This window comes from Pontixanthobacter rizhaonensis (assembly GCF_012972675.1).
Lineage (GTDB): Bacteria > Pseudomonadota > Alphaproteobacteria > Sphingomonadales > Sphingomonadaceae > Pontixanthobacter > Pontixanthobacter rizhaonensis.
This window is the reverse complement of record NZ_JABCRE010000004.1, coordinates 13,139-30,694: the sequence shown is the minus strand read 5'-3', so window position 1 is coordinate 30,694 and position 17,556 is coordinate 13,139. Positions and strand designations below refer to the sequence as shown.

The window sequence follows — 17,556 nt, the reverse complement described above, 5'->3', positions numbered from 1 at the left end:
GCTAGCTTAGCAAGGAAGCCAGAACGCGCCGCTTACCAGCGAAAGGGCGGCGGCCATGCATGACGAGATAATTGTCGACCAGCACCACATCACCGGCTTGCCATGCGTGATCATAGGTTAGCTCATCTGCGACGGCGATCACTTGCATCATGCTATCATGATCAATCGCGCTGCCATCGCCATAAGTGATGGAACGGGAGGCCTCGTTTCGGCTATCTGACCAACCGCGATAGGCCGCGATCAGTTGGTTGAAAAATGCACTCCGGCCTCCGCCAACATCTCGCACAGCATCAAGGCGGGGTGTCGTCACCCGCAGCGAACCATCTGCCTGCCAATCCCAGCTATACTCCAGATCTTCCAGCCGCGCTTCAGCATCAGCCTTGCTGCCGACGCTGAGCGTTGATTTCCAGCTGCGCCCTTGCCCCGATCCGGCATCGTCAGCAGCGGGCATTACATTGGTATATCGAACACCCTTTTCACGAAATGCCGCGATCAGGTCTGGCGTGTCTGCTTCCAGACGTTCGACCAACAAGTCCGAACGGCAGAGAGGTGTCGCACCGCCCTCCTCCGCAGCAATCTCGCAAAAGAAGAACAGCTTCGAGGGATAGATCGGTGTTTGCGCCATTTCGTGATGCAAAAAGATCTCGGTCGTTGGCGGCGCCTCATTCGCGGTGAACACCCGCGGCGTGACATTCACCCGCACGGCGTTTGAGAGAGACTTCGCATAGGCGAAATTCTCTCCCCCATACAATTCAACTGCGGCGTCAAAATATGCAGGATCGGGCACATTAAAATCGCGAAACAGCACCGCGCCTTTGGCGTTCAGCGCTTCTGCAATTAATTCGTGATTGGCGGACAAGAACGCGCCCAAATCACGGCTGCCCGACGGAAGGAAAGTCGCAGGATGGCTAAGGCTCGTGCTGGAAGTGCTGACCGCGTTGCTCATGCCAAACGCTTGCGCCTAACCAGCATCCCGCGTCAATAGTGTGACGGTGCCAGCGGAATTGCACGGTTGACGGTGCGGCGACAATCGGCTCATGAAATACTCTGATAGAGCAGGGGCTTTGGTGGATCAGGCGGAACAAATATCGGTTCTACAAGAGCTGTTTGGATGCGACACATCAACCGCGTCCATCGTGCGGGAAACCCTGACAATGGTGACCGCTCCGGCAGCAACCACGCTGGCCTTTCAGGGCGATCCCTCCGCCGACTGCCGCTTCGTGATTTCGGGCGCCATTGGTATGCGCGCGCTCAGCGAAGATGGGCAATATACCCAAATCGCGACGGTCGAGACAGGCGAGGTAGTTGGTGCCTTCCCCAACATCTGCGAACATAGTGTTGAGTTGGTAACGCAAGACGCAGTGGAAATGATCGTGATTGGTACCGCCCAGTTGCGCACGCTCGCTCAAGACCATTCCGGTGTCGGGCTGGGCTTAGCCAGCCTGTTTGCGCAGCAGTTAAGCAATGTTCTGGGCCAGATGGCGGCCCACGTCACGCTAACTGCATATGGCAGGGTCTATCAGGCGTTACTGGATATGGCGGATAGCACGGGGATGATCACCCCGGCGCCGGTCGTGACGGCGCTAGGTGTCAGAACACAGACTGCCCGCGAAACGGCATCACGCGCGATCAGCGATCTGTGCAAGGTCGGCGGCCTGACGAAATCGAAAAAACACTGGACCATAACATCCCGGCGCATGCTGGAAGATATGGTGGTCTAACCCTCAGCTAATCGCGAATAACGGCATGATGCCGCCGCTCCACCGCATGTCACCCGCCACTTCCACATTCACGGAAGTATCTTCGCTTTTCAAAGCGAACGCAGCGGCCTGTGTAGCAAGGCTTTGTCCCTTTTCTGCGCAGTCGAGCATGGCAGTCAGGCGCTGTTTCTCAAACGACGACAGTCCCGCGTCTTGAATGATCGCGTAACCGAGTACTGCTGGTTCGCGGCTATCTTGCGATGCGCGATAAGCTTCCGCCATTGTGCCAAACTGGGCGATACCCTGCCCCGTAGCCATAACGGGCACGGCGGGATGGTCAGGCAATCGGGTTGGCCCATGCCCATCACCTATCCGGCGCGCTTTCAACACAGTGGTGGCGTCGCTTAACAATGGTTGCGCATCACTGCTGCCCATAACCCGCAAGCGCTTGAATTCCGTCCGCAAGGACGCGGCATGATGCAGTGCCATACCAACGGCTGTTTCATCTCCCCGCCGCACAGCTGCAGCCCCTGGAACGACCGCGTCGCTCAATGCGGTGAAGCCATCTGCCTGATCCATCAGTCGGTCAAACCTGTCGCCCCATGAAAAATCGACTGCCGTGACCGAATGCTCGCGAAAAGCTGCGGGTTCGCACGGTAAGACGGCGTGGAGTTCCCCGCCGCGTTCCAGCAAGGCTTCGGCAATCCAGATATCCGCGCCCGCAGCCAACGCTCCGTAACCGAAACCGATATTCTCACGCTCAAGAAAAGACGCGATTTCATCCTGTGCCGCGGCATCATGCGCATCTGTGTGCATGAGGCCGCAAAATTGAATGACCTTAGGCGGACGAATTTGATCAAGCCATGCGCTGTCAATATTCAGCTCCTGACAGAGCAGCTCAAACTGGCCCAGCGTGGCCGCATGATCCTGATACGCTGCCGGTTGCCTGTCGACAGCTTGCCGCAACGCCCGCCGCGCGCCCAGTTCATCGCCGAGCAGCAACAGCGCCTCCGCACGGGTGGCGCCAAGCCAATAGGGTGTTTCCGCTTCATCAGGGTTAGCATCCAGCGCCGCGAGCACATCGCGGGCGAGTTTTTGGGATTGTGCAGGCTTGCCCGCCAGCAAGGAGAGCGAGGCCGCATTAATCAGGGGATAGCTGCCATCATCCAGCGCCCCGGCTTTGGCATAGAGCGCCGCAGACTCGCTGAATAGCCGGACCCGCTCAGCACCGTTAGCCCGTTTCGCCTGATCCTTCACCAGCCGCGCCTGCAATGTCAGCGCGCGCTGGTCTGTGTCGGAATCAAGCAGCCCGTGTTCCGCCATCATAGACCAAGCACGTCCGGGCGAACCCGAACGCGCAAGGCGAATGATGTGGGGGTATGGGTTGTTCATTGTGCGAATCAAATAAAGGGTACCTGTTTGTCTGGTGCGCCCCCATCAAACAGCGTGTCATTGCCGCCGCCAGGTGGGTTTTTAATCTCTGGATCAATTGTTATGGGTAGCCACTCCCAATCATCTGGATTGCTATCAGGGTCCGACTGCAAGAGGTCGATATTGATGCTGAATCCGTGTGATGATCCCATTCGACCGTCTCTATTGTGCTTTATGACGAAGGACACTTTTCGATAGCCAAGGATGATGTCATCGTTATCTGGGTGAGTAATAGCTTCGTCAGGCAGATATTTTAATTTGCCATAGAAATCTCGTAATTCTTCTTTCGTGGTAATGGCATCATACTGGTTCGAAAACCGCCACCATTTCTCGTTACCATCACAGTCGATATGGTCCAAAACCAGATTGATGACACAGTTTTTGCGGACGTTGATACTCGCAACTTTGCCATTATTCTTAGCGAGCAAAGTGACGGGTTTTTCGGGTCCAGTGGTAAGACCTGATGTAAAAATAATTCTACCCGGTGACGCTTCGGCTTCGAAATCTAACTTGATAGTCGCACTGTGTTCCGGAGTTTCACGGGTCGGTCGATCGTGATTAATCCGGTGCTGTTCATATCCTCCACGGGGCATTCTATTCTCCTTCTAGGGTTTCGATGAGTCTCTGAATTCGGTCACTCCAGACACGCCATTTCGCGTTGTCAGGGTCGAGGATTTTTAACTTTGCTGCCCTTGTTTGCGCGCGGAGAGCCAATTGCTTGGCGGCACCGGGGTCTTCCAATTTATGGTACAATTCACCAAGGCTCAGTTCGGCCAACATCAGGTTCTGCTTCAATTCTGCGGAATCCGGTTCAATTGCGATAGCCTCTTGGATGAGACCAAGCTGCCGTTGCCGAAGCAAAACGGCGTTTTCGCTGTCTCCCGCGGCATAAGACGAATCTGCATCCCACGCATATCTATTTGCCAGCTCGCTTTTGAGCTGAGTGCTGGGCGTATTCGCTGAGTGCAGACTTTCGATCTGGCGCGTGGCCTTACGGCAAGCGGTCAGCGCGACTTGCGGACGGACGGGCTCTTGCAAGGCCATTGCGCACACATTGCCCTCGGCAAAGCCCACCTCACGCTTGCTCCGATCGGCTTCTGGTGCGACCTTTAGAAGCCGATATGCCACGTCCCGATACGCGTGAAAATGCGGCATCGCTTTGGGAACTTGCCCCATTTCAAAATAGACTGCGCCCAGCCAATATTCGCTTTGGGCATGGGTGTAGAGAGCCTCTGGATTGGCGGGTTTTGCGTCCAACGCTTCCTGTGTAACCGTGTGTGCGTTCCCAAAAGAATCCAGAGCGCCTTGTCGGTCATCGACGCTCAGTTGATCCTCCCCTTCTGCATGCAGAATACGGGCCCAGCGCAGAGCGCTGTCGGTTGGCAGATCACCGAGATCGCCTTGGCTATTGTAAAACTGCGCGGCACGCGCGTTCACGGCCTTCATCACATCCAGCCGGCCAACCGCCCGCAAATCGGTCCGCAAGTCCGTCATCATGAATTCAATCACGCCCTCAGCTTCCTGCCTTTGGACCTGCGCTTCATTGCGGGATTGGAGGGCGAATGTTGTCATCAAGGCCATCACTACCATCGCCGCGACAGCAGTTACTGTGATCGCGGTCACACGGCGGACGCGGCGCTGCGCATCCCGATTGATCAGTGCGTCAAGCGGCACCCCCGCGATGCCCGCCACCACCTTTAGAAAGCCCAGTCGGGCGCCGTCCCCCTGCTTGCGCAAATCGGCGGCAAGCGGTTCGCGCCCTTGGCGGAGCGGCTCTGGAAATGCCTGTTCCGGTTCGCCGCGCAGTAAAGCCGCCAAGATCGGCCTGTCCGGATGTAATTCCCGGAACAGCTCGATTTCTCGCGCTACCCAAGGGGATTGCTGCGCATCGGGGGAGCATAGGACCACCAATGCGGCTGATTGGGACAGCGCCTCTTTCACGCTTTCGGTCAGGTCTTGCGCGGCGGGTAGATCCTCTCGGTCACGGAAGATTGCACCCACTCGGCCATCGGGCTCTATCGCTGCGGCTGTCTCGCGCAAATGTGCAGGCAGCCGGTATGTCTCAAGCTTACGATGAAACCGCTGGGCAGCTGCCTTATCGGCATGACTATAGCTGACGAAAGCGCGGAAACGGCCCTTTGGTTCAGAATTATTATTCACCCCGTCAGACAAAAACACCCCCCAATGCCCTGATACGACAGGAAGCCGATCAACCGGAGAGGAGTCAAGCACTCAGATGGCAGCGCGCATCACGCTGGCTTGGGCATTTCTTCACATCCCCTTTGACAAAGCTCGCCCTACTTCACTAATGCTAATGCAAATGACTCGCATTAGTATCGAGTCGAAGAAGGGGTACTTCCGTGCAAAAAGTAGAAATCTCTCATCTGGCGATCGCAGCTGCCAGCCTAGCTGCCATCTGTTGGTCTGGCGCCGCATCGGCCGATGACACCGCCCAAGCCGCCAAGGAGGGAGAGGCCTCCATTACTGTGACCGCAACCCGCGCTCCCCTTGAAATAGAAGACGCTCCTGCGACAGTAACTGTGATTGATGCAGAAGCGATTGCTGATGGGCTGGTCACGGATATTCGCGATCTGGTGCGTTTTGAGCCCGGCGTCACCGTTCGCCGCGCGCCCGCCCGCTTTGGCGCAGCACTTGGCACCACTGGCCGGGCAGGAAATGAAGACTTTAACATTCGCGGGATTGGCGGAAACCGGGTCCTCATCCAAGTCGATGGTATCAGAGCTCCGCAAGGTTTCAGCTTCGGGGCACAAGATGTCGGCCGCGGCAATGCGGCGGATGTCAGCCTGATCAAATCGGTCGAGATTCTGCGCGGACCTGCTTCCGCCTTTTACGGCAGTGACGGGCTGGCAGGGGCAATCAGTTTCACCACTTCGGACCCTGACGATTTAATCCAGCCGGGTGAAAATTACGGCGGCCTGGCGCGCGCACAATACAGCTCCGCCGATGATGAGTTTGCTGAAACGATCGCTATCGCCGGTGCGGCAGGTAATTTCTCTGCAATGCTGGCATATTCGCGGCGCGATTTCAGTGAACTGGACAATACAGGATCAATTGATGCCGAAGGCCCCACCCGTACAACCCCCAATCCGCAAGATGGCGAGTCCAACGCTTTCCTTGGCAAGCTGGTGTGGAATAATGGCAATCACCGCGTTCGGCTAACCGGCGAATATCTGGAGCGAGAGGTGTTTTCGGACATTCTCTCAGGCCGCGGCCCCGTCTTCCTGTTCGGCCCCACGCCTAGCTGGATTGTCGATAGCCTTACCGCGACGGACACAACGGAACGCACCAGAGCTTCAGCCGATTGGACATGGCAAGCAGACACAGAAGGCGACGGCCTGATCGATTACGCTCATGTCGCGGCATATTATCAGGATGGCAATGATACCCAGTTTGCCGACGAAGACCGTTCCCCAACAGGCGCCCGACCCCGCCCGGATCGTGAACGTCTGAACACGTTTGACAACCGCGTATATGGCGCGGCAGCAGATTTCCGATCCAGCTTCAATACAGGCAGCATCCAGCACACGCTCACCTTTGGCGGTGATGTCAGCTGGACCAAACAAGAAGGTCTGCGCGACGGTGTTGAACCGCCCTTTGGCGAAACCTTCCCCGCCCGTGCGTTCCCTGTCACCGATTTCACACTTGGCGGGTTTTTTGTCGGTGATGCTATTGAAGTGGGGGATGGGACATTTACGCTCTACCCCGCGCTGCGGTTTGATTTCTATGATCTGAACCCGACCGATGATCCATTGCTGCCAACATTCACAGCCACCGGCCAAGACGGATCGCGCCTTTCGCCCAAGGTTGGTGCCGTACTCAAGCTCGGCGGTGAGGTGCGTATCTTCGGGAATTATGCACAAGGTTTCAGAGCCCCGACACCGACACAAGTAAACAACTTCTTCGAGAACCTCGCCTTCGGCTACACCTCCGCACCCAATCCTGATCTGGCGCCGGAAACAAGCGAATCCTTCGAGCTTGGCATTCGTTATGCTTCAGATGACATCACCCTAACGCTGACCGGCTTTGTCGCGGACTATGACAATTTCATTAGCCAAGAGGTGATCAGCGGCACCGGCACACCCGCAGATCCTTCTGTGTTCCAGTTTATCAATCTGGACAGCGTGACTGTAAACGGGATTGAGGCGAAGGCTTCTTATCAGGCGGACAATGGCTTCCGCGCCCGCTTTGCAATGGCTCTTGCAGATGGCGATGTCATCTCGCCCGGATCTGCCGATGCGTCTCTATCGACAATTGACCCGCTGAATGCAGTTTTGGGGATAGGGTATCGTGATCCCGGCGACCGCTTCGGTGCGGAATTTATCACAACTTACAATGCGCAAAAGCCTGCCAGCGAAACCGTTGGCGTTTGCAATACAAGCGACTGTTTCCGTCCAGACGAATTCTTCATTTTCGACGCCACAGCCTTTGTCCGTGTGGCGCAGCAGCTGACCCTGCGGGCCGGTATCTTCAACATCGCTGACAAGAAATATTCTTACTGGAGCGATGTCCGGGGATTGGCGGCCACATCCACCATTACAGGTGCGTTCACCCAGCCGGGCCGCAACGCCAGCGTTTCGCTCAGTTTCCAATTCTAATAACCAAGGGATAAAGTCATGACATTTTTGAAAAATGCGCTGGCCGCGGCATTGCTCGCGAGTGCGATCTCCTCCTCGCCGGCCATCGCGCAACCTTCCGCAAACGCCGCGGCGGCCATGCCTGCGGATGAGCAAAAGAAGTTTGCCGAAGACCGCCAAGCCATTCTGGCAATGGCTGGCGACTATCAGGTGCAGTTCAAATTCACTGAAACTGTCGCTTTAACCGAAGGATATACGCCCAAAGATCCCTATCTTTCCGGCGGTTTTGAGATTGTCCGCGTGATTGAAGATACAGGTGACTTCATCAGCCTCCAACATATCCTTGTCGTTGGCGGTGAGCAGAAATTTCCAATAAAGCATTGGCGGCAAGACTGGCGGTATGAACCCGCAGAAGTGCTTAATTTTATCGGCGGCAATGCTTGGCAAATGAAGGATGTCGACACCACCGACAGTGACGGAGCCTGGTCTCAAACCGTGTACCAGGTGGACGATTCCCCCCGCTACGGCGCGGTTGGCAAATGGAGCCATGATAATGGCGTATCTGAATGGGTGCCGCCAGCAGAATGGCGCCCACTCCCCCGCAGGGACATGACCAAGCGCGATGATTATCACGCGGTTATCGCCATGAACCGTCATGCGATTACTCCAGCTGGCTGGGTGCATGAACAAGACAACGGCAAACTTGCTCTGGATGGCGAGCCGCGCATTCTGGTGCGCGAGGTTGGCGTCAACACCTATGTACACAGCGAGGATTTTCCAACCGAAGTGGGTGACGAATATTGGGCCAAAACATCATCGTACTGGGCTGGTATCCGCGCCCTTTGGAGCGGGATGGAGGCGTCCGGAAACCCCTTCGGCCTGGTCCAAAAAGGTGAACCCGACCGGCTTTATATGCCGCTGATGAATCTGGCTGACGCAGTCGCCAAAGGGGAAACACCAGCTGACGCGGCCTTGGAAAAAGCGAAGGCTGTTATGGCACGCGAAACCACGACAGACTTGCCACCGCTTGCAGCTCGTTTACGAGCTAAAGCAGAGAAAACCGATTACTAAGCAATACGGAAAACAGAATATGCGGCTTTTGAAATTATTAGGACTGGCTCCGCTTGTCGTCTCTTTGGCGGCGTGCGGTGAAATGGGCAGTGATACGGGCGGTGACGGCGATACGCTCGTCGTCTTTTCTTCCCGCCATTACGATTCCGATTACGCGCTTTATGAAGCTTTTGAGAAAGAAACAGGCGTTGATGTACGAACCATCGAAGCAGATGGGGACTTACTGGTAGAACGGGTAAAAACCGACGGCGAGAACAGTCCTGCAGATGTAATCATTACGGTTGATGCAGGCCGTCTATGGAGAGCTGAACAGGAAGGGTTGTTTGCGCCGGTTACGTCGCCAGCGCTGGAAGAAGCGGTCCCATCCGGTCTGCGCCACCCTGATGGCCTGTGGTATGGCTTGGCCAGCAGAGCGCGTGTTATCGTCCAAGCGACAGATCGCGTTTCTGATGGCGAGCTGACCGGGTACGAATCTTTGGCTGACCCCAAGTTCAAAGGCCGTGTGTGCGTGCGGTCTTCAGGCAACATTTACAACATCTCTCTGCTCGGCGCTTTGATAGATCGTTGGGGTGAAGACAAAGCCGAAGCATGGGCCACTGGTGTTGCATCCAACTTCGCCCGCGCACCCTTGGGCGGCGATACTGACCAGATCAAAGCGGTGATCGCTGGCGAATGTGACGTCGCCTTGGTCAATCACTATTACTTCGCGCGACTGATGCGGGAAGAGCCCGAAACTCTGAAAGGTCTTGAAATATTCTGGCCCGAAGAAGCACCCGGAGTGCACTTGAACGTATCGGGTATCGGCGTTGCCAAAAACGCGCCGCATCCGGAACTTGCGCTGCAATTTATTGAATTTGCAATGCAGGAAAAAGCCCAACGGTTCTTTGCCGAACTGACCGGCGAATATCCAGTGACCGGTGTGGCTTACGACAATCCTGCGCTTCCGAGCTTGGACAATCGGACAATCGACCCTATTGCGCTGGGCAAGCTTGGTGAAAATCAGGCCAAAGCGCAGCAGATTTTCGATAAAGCAGGATGGCCCTGAGCAACACTCTCACACGAAATTCGGGACAATCAGGCGCACCGCGCTGGAGCTTTGACCCGAAAATAGCCGGTATCATTGGGGCCATGATCTGCACGCTGCCGATCATGGCCCTGATACCTATGGCTGTGTCTGACGGAGGTGGGCATTTCGATCATTTGATCGACACGGTCTTGTTCACCTATTCCGTCAATTCTCTCATTCTCGTCGGGTCCGCCATGATGGGAACCACCCTATTGGCCATTCCAACCGCGTGGTTGATCGCCCGCTATGAATTTGCGGGCCGAACAGCGGCGATGGTATTGTTGCCGCTGCCACTGGCGATGCCGAGCTACGTCGCCGCCTATGCCTGGCTCTCAATGACCACGAGCGGCGGCGTTTTGAGTGATTACATACCGGTCGTAAGCGGCGTGGCTGGGGCTGCCTTTGTCTTTTCCATTTGCTTCTACCCCTATGTTTTCTTGCTCGCGCGGCAAGCCTTCGCCAGCGAAGGAAGCCAGAGTTTCGAAGCGGCCCGTATTCTGGGCGCCAGCCCGCTTCAGGCGTTCTGGACAGTCGCTCTGCCAATTGCCCGGCCAGCCATTATGGCTGGTGTCGCTTTGGTCGCGATGGAAACGCTGGCCGATTACGGCACGGTCGATTTCTTGGGCTCTCCCACATTTACGGTCGGCATTATCCGCGCGTGGATTTCATTCGGTGACCCCGAAGCAGCCGCGCGGATGGCGTTGATGCTTGTGATCCTGACACTGGTGTTTTTCGGTTTTGAACGCTGGATGCGCCGCAAACGCAGTGTCGCCCAAGCTGGCGGCCGTCACAAACCGTATCCGCGGGTCGCTCTCAGCAGGCCGGCAGGCTTGTTGGCTTTGGCGATATGCCTGCTGCCCACAACGATCGGCCTGTTCGTGCCTGCCGCACATCTGGCTGTGCTGGCGTTAGAGGCACCGCGCCTCGCGCCGGTTTGGGGTGCATTGCAAGGAACCGTGCTGCTTGCTGCAAGCTCTGCATTGCTGGCCACGCTGTTCGGCCTTGGCGCGGCATATGCATCGCGCAGTGGCGGGGCATTGGCAAAACTCTCCGTTCGCATTGCTCATGCCGGTTATGCCGTGCCCGGCGCCGTTGCCGCGCTAGGCGTGATTGCCATATTGGGCGGCTTGCAAAGCGCACTCAGTTCAGTCGGCGGTTTGACCGGCGTTGCAATCGCGGGCGGCGGCATATTCGCGCTGCTATTTGCCTATCAGGCCCGGTTTGCTGCGGCAGCCATCGGCCCGTGCGATAGTGCATTGGTGCGGATCACCCCGACCATGGACCAAGCCGCCCAATCGCTTGGCGCCAGCCGATTTGAAATTCTCCGCAAGATACACTTGCCGCTGGCCTCAAGCGGGCTGATGACAGCCGCCGCGCTGGTCTTTATCGAGGTGATGAAGGAATTGCCCGCAACCATGATTTTGCGGCCACTCGATTTTGACACGCTGGCAATAAGTGCGCATCATTTCGCGTCTGACGAACGTTTGGCGCAGGCCGCCCTGCCCTCTCTTATATTGGTCGGGTTGGGCGTGCCGGTGATGATGCTAATCAGCTGGCTTTCAGTAAGGAATACAGCATGACACACGCCGTTATGCAGATATCAGGATTGACCAAAACACGCGGCACACGGCGGGTTCTGGACGCCGTCAATCTCGAACTCCAGCCCGGGCGCGTCACTGCGATCCTTGGCCCTTCCGGAGCGGGCAAATCGACCCTGTTGCGGGCCATTGCAGGATTGGAAGATTGCGACGCCGGGACCATATCTGTGTCGGGCGAGGCATTGACTAACGGTCGGGCGCTTGTCCGGCCGGAGCACCGCAATATCGGGATGGTATTCCAGGACTTTTCGCTCTTCCCGCATCTCAGCATTATCGAGAATGTCATGTTCGGCCTTCGGACGGGTTCGGCAGCATCACGCAAAGATCGGGCCATAGAAATGCTGGCGCAGGTCCAGTTGGATAGCCGGGCAAACGATTACCCTCATATGCTGTCGGGCGGGGAACAACAGCGCGTTGCCTTGGCCCGCGCGCTTGCCCCGGCCCCGTCAACCGTACTGCTGGACGAAGCGTTCTCTGGCCTTGATAAAAGCCTTAGGGCGAAGTTGCGCGACATCGCTCTACAGGCCATTGCCGCCCAGGGCGCAGCCGCCTTGATGGTGACCCACGATGCGGAGGAGGCCATGTATATGGCCGATACTTTAGCCTTGATGATTGATGGCAGGATCGTCCAAAGCGGGACGCCAGCAGAACTCTATCTTCGGCCTGTTTCTGCCGCAGCCGCCGGTTTGCTTGGCGATGTGAACGCATATGATGGTTTTGTGAAAGATGGCACCTTCGTCACTCCTTTTGGTCAGATCGATGCGGCGGAACTGGCCGATGGACCGGCGCAATTGCTTGTGCGGCCAGAAGGCGTTGTCATCACCGCAGATCCATCAGCAGAAAATACTGTCAAGGAAACCCATACTCTCGGGGCCAATCAAGCGCTGACGATTGAAGCACCGACATCGCTGCGCTGGAATGTCCGCGCGCCCGTCGAACCCGCTATCCCGGCCGGCCAAATGGTTCGTACATCTTTAAACCCTGCGTTCTGCCAGATTATCGCCCAGTAGCATCAGGGGTGCCGGTCGCGCCAGTCGCGCCAGTCGCATCGTACCGATAGAGCCAATTCATCTGGTGTAAAATGGCGCCGGGCATCAGCCGTCCGGCAATGTGCATTGGACCATATGTGGCCAATTGCGACAAACGGTTCTTCCTGTGAAACCGGCCCATATTGGCCCGCGACCCGCGTTGGACAGCGCTGACCCGCGCAATGCGGCGATCGAAATAGGCACTCAACGCGTCAGGTAGCCCGGCTTCATCACGGGCGGAAACTTCCTGCGCCAATATAAAGCCATCCTCGATCGCCATCGCCGCCCCCTGCGCCAGAAATGGCAAGGTCGGATGGCACGCATCGCCCAGCAAGACCGCCCGTCCCTCACTCCAGTACGGCAGCGGCTCTCTATCGAACAATGCCCAGCGATAATGCTCCCGAGCCTTGGTGATCATCGTCTCAATTGTGGGATGCCATCCAGCGAAATCGGCAAGCGCTTGCGCTTTCGTGCCTCGATCCGTCCAACTCTCATGGGTCCAATCGGATTGTTCAACTACACCCACAAAGTTAGATAGGGCCCCGCCGCGAAGGCGATATGTCACCGCATGACGGCCAGCGCCTACCCACACGCAGGCTGTCGGTGGCGGAGCATAATCACCCAAGCTTTCGGTGGGTACGACAAGCCGCCAGGCTGCATTGCCGGTAAAGTTTGGTTGCTGTTTGCCCAACATCTGTTCGCGCACGGCCGACCGGATACCGTCCGCACCAACCAATAAATCTGCATCAATCACTGTGCCATCCGCGCAGCGAACAGCGATAGACTCGGGCGATTGTGAAAAGCCAGTCACCCGTTGGCCTAAAACAATCCTGATTGCAGCGGCAGACCGCGCCTTTTCCAGCAAGGCCGCAATCAAATCCGGCCGATGCAGATGCAAATATGCCGCACCCCAATCAGTTGTTGCCGCATCAGTGATGGACACAGTGAAGACCTCGCGGCCAGAACGTCCCATACGCATTTCCAAAGCGTGCGGCCGGAATGCGGCACGCCTGACGCCCTCGCCGACGCCCAGCGCATCAAGCACTTTCAAAGCATTGGGACTGATCTGAATACCCGCGCCGACATCATCAATCTCTGCTGCGCTTTCAAGCAAGGTCACCGCGTGCCCCAACTGGCTAAAGGCCAGTGCAGCAGTCAATCCGCCAATTCCGGCACCTGCGATAACAATCTTCATGCCTTGCGCCCTACCACCAAACCGCTGTGCCACGCACCCTGCAAAAACTCTCGCGCAGTACGGTGTTCTCAGGAACCAACCATAGCCAGATATTGAAGGAGAAAGATCTTGAAAACAAATGGTGCCCAGAAGAAGCATCGCACTGGTGAAGTAACCCCCTGTTCCTACAGTGTAAATCTGAGCGCCTTTGTAAAAAGGCCCGCAATTAGGCCCGCTCGCCCTTGGCTCAAATTCTTAACCATCTGATATAAAATAGTATTTTTGCCGCGCGCGAACTGAGGGAGCTTCGAGCCTCTAATGACCGTATTTAGGGGACGACCCCGTCTCTGAGATGGGTGGAAACGGATACTAGAGCGGAGGTCACTGAGATTTGTGGTGTCGGGGTCGGGAATGCGACGGCCTTGAGACCTCCAAGATAAAATGGGTCAGAAAAGAAACCAATCTGGCTGGCAAGGTTTAAGGCTGGTCTGCCAGACTGTCTGAATGTAAGCATATATCAACGATTGCGGCATTCGGATAATGATGAGACTTTTTTCGTATCGTAGAACACTTGGATTGACGTTTTGTACCGTTGCGGCTGCGATCGCTGGTGGTTGTACAGCATCACTAAATCCCTCCTATGAAACGCCGCTGGCCGAGGCGCCTGCGGGACCTGCGTCCTTGGCCTTTGTAGACCCGCCAGGCACCGCCAAACCCTCCACCTATTGGTACTGGGTAAGCGATGACATCTCCCGCGACGGGATCACCAAAGATCTCGAAGCGATGAAGCGGGTGGGTATCGGAGAAGCGTTGATCGGCAATGTTGACGTAAACAAGAGCAACCGCGGGCCGATAGCGTCCCTCTCCCCGGATTGGTGGGAGATGGTTACTTTCGCCATTGAGGAGGGGCAACGCATCGGTGTGGATGTAGGTTTGTTCAATTCGCCCGGCTGGAGCCAGTCTGGCGGGCCATGGGTCAAGCCCGAGCAGTCGATGCGCTTTGTCACTTCGCGGTCGATGAATGTTGAAGGCGGAAGGCGGATAACGACTACTCTCGAGCAACCGACCACATCATTTCAGCCCATTGCGACACTCGCTTTTCCTGCGCCGGCGTTTGACGGGCACGCGATCGCCCTGGATTGGGATGCCATCCGTTCGAATCTTTCAAGTGGCGATCTGTCATCTCTGTTCGATGGCAACCTTGATAGCGTCACTTCGATTCCCGCAGAGAACGGAACCGGCGGCGACCCTGCAGAGATCGTCTTGCGCACCAATGAGCCGGAGACGATCCGGGCGATCGAAATATTTCCAGCTGCACAAACCATGTTCGCGCAAATATCGCTGGAGGCCGGCGAAGAGGGCACATTCCGCAAAGTTGCCGACTTCGAGGTTGATCGGAGGGTGATCCGCCCGCAACTTGGGCCCAGAAATGACGGACCGGTCACCATTACATTTCCCCCGGCGACTGCCCGGGAATTCCGATTGACCATCACGTCTCTGCAGGGCCGACCGTCGGTTCCTCTGGCAGAAATCCGGCTCACCGGAGCCGGACGTGTCGAACGGCAGAACGAAAAACAGCTGGGCAAGCTGTGGCAGACTCCGAAGCCGCTTTGGGATGCATATATGTGGGACGATCCGGTGCCACTTGACGATCCATCGCTTGCGGTTTCGGTTGGAGAAGTCCGCGACATAAGCGCTTTTGTCGCAGGCGATGGGACACTTTCGTGGGATGCGCCAAGAGGGAACTGGGTGATTGCCCAGTTTGGTCTGGCTCCCACTAACGTCAAGAACGGGCCGTCCTCCCCGGCTGCGACCGGCCTCGAAATCGACAAGATGAACAGGAACCATGTCGAAAGCCATTTTGACGCCTATGTCGGAGAAGTACTGCGGCGCTTGCCGCCGGAACGCAGAAAATCCTTCAGGACAGTAGTAGCTGACAGCTACGAGCAAGGCGCACAGAACTGGACCGATGGCTATCGCAAACGGTTCCTCGACGCGTATGGCTATGACCCGGTGCCATGGCTTCCAGTGCTGACAGGGCGGGTGGTGGAAACGCGCGACAAATCGGAACGCTTTCTCTGGGATATGCGCCGCTTGGTCGCGGACATGATTGCCTATGAATATGTCGGCGGGCTACAGAAAAAGGCGCGGGAAAATGGTCTGAAACTATGGATCGAAAATTACGGTCATTGGGGCTTTCCCGGCGAGTTCATGCAATATGGCGGGCAATCCGATGAGGTCGCGGCCGAATTCTGGGTCAATCCCGAAGGACGCGGCGATATAGAAATCCGGGCCGCAGCCTCTACCGGACACGTTTACGGAAAGCAGCGGATTTCAGCCGAAGCATTCACGAATAATCGCACTGCTGCCTGGTCGCTTGCGCCGTGGTCACTCAGAAAAGTGGGAGACCGGGCCGCGGCGGAGGGCATCAACCACTTCGTGATGCATGTGTATATCCATCAGCCGCGCGATGAGTTGCCAGGTGTCAATGCCTGGTTCGGGACCGAATTCAATCGCAACAACACCTGGTTTGGGGAATCGGCATCGTGGTTTGACTATTTGAAGCGCCAGCACGGTGTTCTGCAGCAGGGCCACAATGTTGCTGATATTGCCTATTTCATTGGCGAAGATGTGCCCAAGATGATCGGTATCGTCGAGCCGGCGCTGCCCCCCGGCTATGACTATGATTTTGTGAACGGTGAGGCGATCCAGAGTTTGCTGGACGTTGGTGGTGGCGATTTGGTTCGCGCCGACGGCGGGCGATACGCTTTGCTGGTGCTTCCGCCGCAGAATACGATGCGGCCCGAATTGCTCCGTCGTCTTTCGGAAATGGTGAAAGCGGGAGCGGCTGTCTTTGGCCAGCGCCCGGTCCGATCGCCAAGCATGAAGGATTTCGGACTTGCCGATGCAGAAGTGCAATCACTCGCTCAAAGCATGTGGGGTGAATGTCAGGGCAGCGCGTCTCGGATGGTTTCGTATGGCCGGGGCAAAATCTTTTGCGGAGACGATCTCGAAGCCGCTTTGAGAAGCCTGGGGCGGACACCCGATATATCCGGCATCGATAGCAAAAACATAATGTGGAACCATCGCCGCACACTTAGCGAGGATATATATTTCGTTTCGAACCAGCTTGACGAGCCGGCTACGATCAGCCCGCGATTTCGATCGATCCGCAAATATGCCGAACTGTGGGATCCAGTCACCGGACGCCGTTTTGCTTTGCCCGATCCGGGCACGGATGGCTCTGTCGGTGAAATTAGCCTTGCCGAACACCAATCCGTATTTGTGGCTTTCACCGATGTCAGAAATAGTGACCTTCGAGACTATGTTGCGGCCCAGATGAGGTCCACGCTGCTCACGCTTGACGGGCCATGGTCAGTTGAATTCCACAACGAACGAACGGGTCCGATGTTGAAAACCTTTGAAACTCTTGTCGATTGGGCAGCGCATTCTGAGGACGCAGTGCGTTACCATAGCGGGAAAGCGACCTACAAAATTTCGTTCGAATACGACGGAAAGGATGGGGACGAGGTTTACTTGAAACTGGGTAAGGTGCGCGACCTCGCCATTGTTCGCCTGAACGGTGAAGCAGGGGCAACTGTGTGGTCTCATCCCTGGGAAGTGGACTTGTCTTTTGCGATCAAGTCTGGCCGCAATGAACTGGAGATCGATGTCATCAATACATGGGCCAACCGCATCATTGGTGACCTTCGCGATACCTCGCAGCCGCGCCAAACTGTAACCGTGCTCGATCATTATGACGCCAATTCTGCGTTGCTCCCAGGCGGATTGCTAGGCCCCGTCATAATTGAAAGACCAGCGATCCCGTGAAGCGCTCCGCAACCATCTGATCATGCAGGGATAGTAATACTATTCGGCTCCGGCTGTATTGC

General features: G+C 56.5%; 12 protein-coding genes. 7 read left to right on the top strand and 5 right to left on the bottom strand.

The features are described from left to right. Window position 1: 1 nt before the first annotated feature. Window positions 2-946: a TauD/TfdA family dioxygenase gene (locus HKD42_RS12930; protein WP_170014178.1), complete on the bottom strand. Its 945-nt coding sequence runs from the start codon at window positions 944-946 to the stop codon at window positions 2-4. A 91-nt stretch (window positions 947-1,037) separates the two neighbouring features. Here HKD42_RS12930 and HKD42_RS12925 point away from each other — a divergent pair, with 91 nt between their 5' ends. Further along, complete coding sequence (locus tag HKD42_RS12925) at window positions 1,038-1,721, top strand: Crp/Fnr family transcriptional regulator (protein WP_170014176.1); 684 nt, start codon at window positions 1,038-1,040, stop codon at window positions 1,719-1,721. A 3-nt stretch (window positions 1,722-1,724) separates the two neighbouring features. Here HKD42_RS12925 and HKD42_RS12920 read toward each other — a convergent pair whose 3' ends face one another. The 3 genes from HKD42_RS12920 to HKD42_RS12910 all read right to left on the bottom strand — a co-directional run bounded on the left by HKD42_RS12920 (window position 1,725) and on the right by HKD42_RS12910 (window position 5,363). After that, window positions 1,725-3,026, bottom strand: coding sequence for a tetratricopeptide repeat protein (locus HKD42_RS12920; protein ID WP_170014174.1), 1,302 nt, complete (start codon window positions 3,024-3,026; stop codon window positions 1,725-1,727). A 74-nt stretch (window positions 3,027-3,100) separates the two neighbouring features. After that, on the bottom strand, window positions 3,101-3,724 hold the full coding sequence (locus HKD42_RS12915; protein WP_170014172.1) for a nucleotide synthetase: 624 nt from the start codon (window positions 3,722-3,724) through the stop codon (window positions 3,101-3,103). 1 nt (window position 3,725) lies between these two features. Then, a complete protein-coding gene (locus HKD42_RS12910) occupies window positions 3,726-5,363 on the bottom strand; it encodes a TIR domain-containing protein (RefSeq protein ID WP_170014170.1) in 1,638 nt (545 codons plus the stop codon). A gap of 128 nt (window positions 5,364-5,491) precedes the next feature. Here HKD42_RS12910 and HKD42_RS12905 point away from each other — a divergent pair, with 128 nt between their 5' ends. Genes HKD42_RS12905 through HKD42_RS12885 form a run of 5 tightly spaced genes read left to right on the top strand, consistent with a single transcriptional unit; the run spans window position 5,492 to window position 12,471 of the window. After that, a complete protein-coding gene (locus tag HKD42_RS12905; protein WP_343042402.1) occupies window positions 5,492-7,747 on the top strand; it encodes a TonB-dependent hemoglobin/transferrin/lactoferrin family receptor in 2,256 nt (751 codons plus the stop codon). Between the two features lie 18 nt (window positions 7,748-7,765). Then, window positions 7,766-8,797 carry a DUF6607 family protein gene (locus HKD42_RS12900; protein WP_170014168.1) on the top strand — a complete coding sequence of 344 codons (1,032 nt, stop codon included), beginning with the start codon at window positions 7,766-7,768 and terminating at the stop codon, window positions 8,795-8,797. A gap of 19 nt (window positions 8,798-8,816) precedes the next feature. Next, on the top strand, window positions 8,817-9,842 hold the full coding sequence (locus HKD42_RS12895) for an extracellular solute-binding protein (protein WP_170014166.1): 1,026 nt from the start codon (window positions 8,817-8,819) through the stop codon (window positions 9,840-9,842). Next, window positions 9,833-11,443, top strand: coding sequence for an ABC transporter permease (locus tag HKD42_RS12890; protein WP_170014164.1), 1,611 nt, complete (start codon window positions 9,833-9,835; stop codon window positions 11,441-11,443). Before HKD42_RS12895 ends, HKD42_RS12890 begins: the two co-directional genes overlap by 10 nt. Continuing rightward, window positions 11,440-12,471, top strand: coding sequence for an ABC transporter ATP-binding protein (locus HKD42_RS12885; RefSeq protein ID WP_170014162.1), 1,032 nt, complete (start codon window positions 11,440-11,442; stop codon window positions 12,469-12,471). The genes HKD42_RS12890 and HKD42_RS12885 overlap by 4 nt, the downstream gene beginning before the upstream one ends. On the opposite strand, the gene HKD42_RS12880 is transcribed toward HKD42_RS12885, so the two are convergent. After that, the gene (locus HKD42_RS12880; protein ID WP_170014160.1) at window positions 12,458-13,684 is read right to left on the bottom strand and encodes an FAD-dependent monooxygenase; all 1,227 of its coding nucleotides are present in this window, start codon (window positions 13,682-13,684) and stop codon (window positions 12,458-12,460) included. The two genes, HKD42_RS12885 and HKD42_RS12880, sit on opposite strands and share 14 nt — an antisense overlap. A 519-nt stretch (window positions 13,685-14,203) precedes the next feature. Here HKD42_RS12880 and HKD42_RS12875 point away from each other — a divergent pair. Next, window positions 14,204-17,494, top strand: a complete 3,291-nt coding sequence (locus HKD42_RS12875) for a glycosyl hydrolase (protein ID WP_170014158.1) — start codon at window positions 14,204-14,206, stop codon at window positions 17,492-17,494. The last annotated feature ends 62 nt before the right edge of the window (window positions 17,495-17,556 follow it).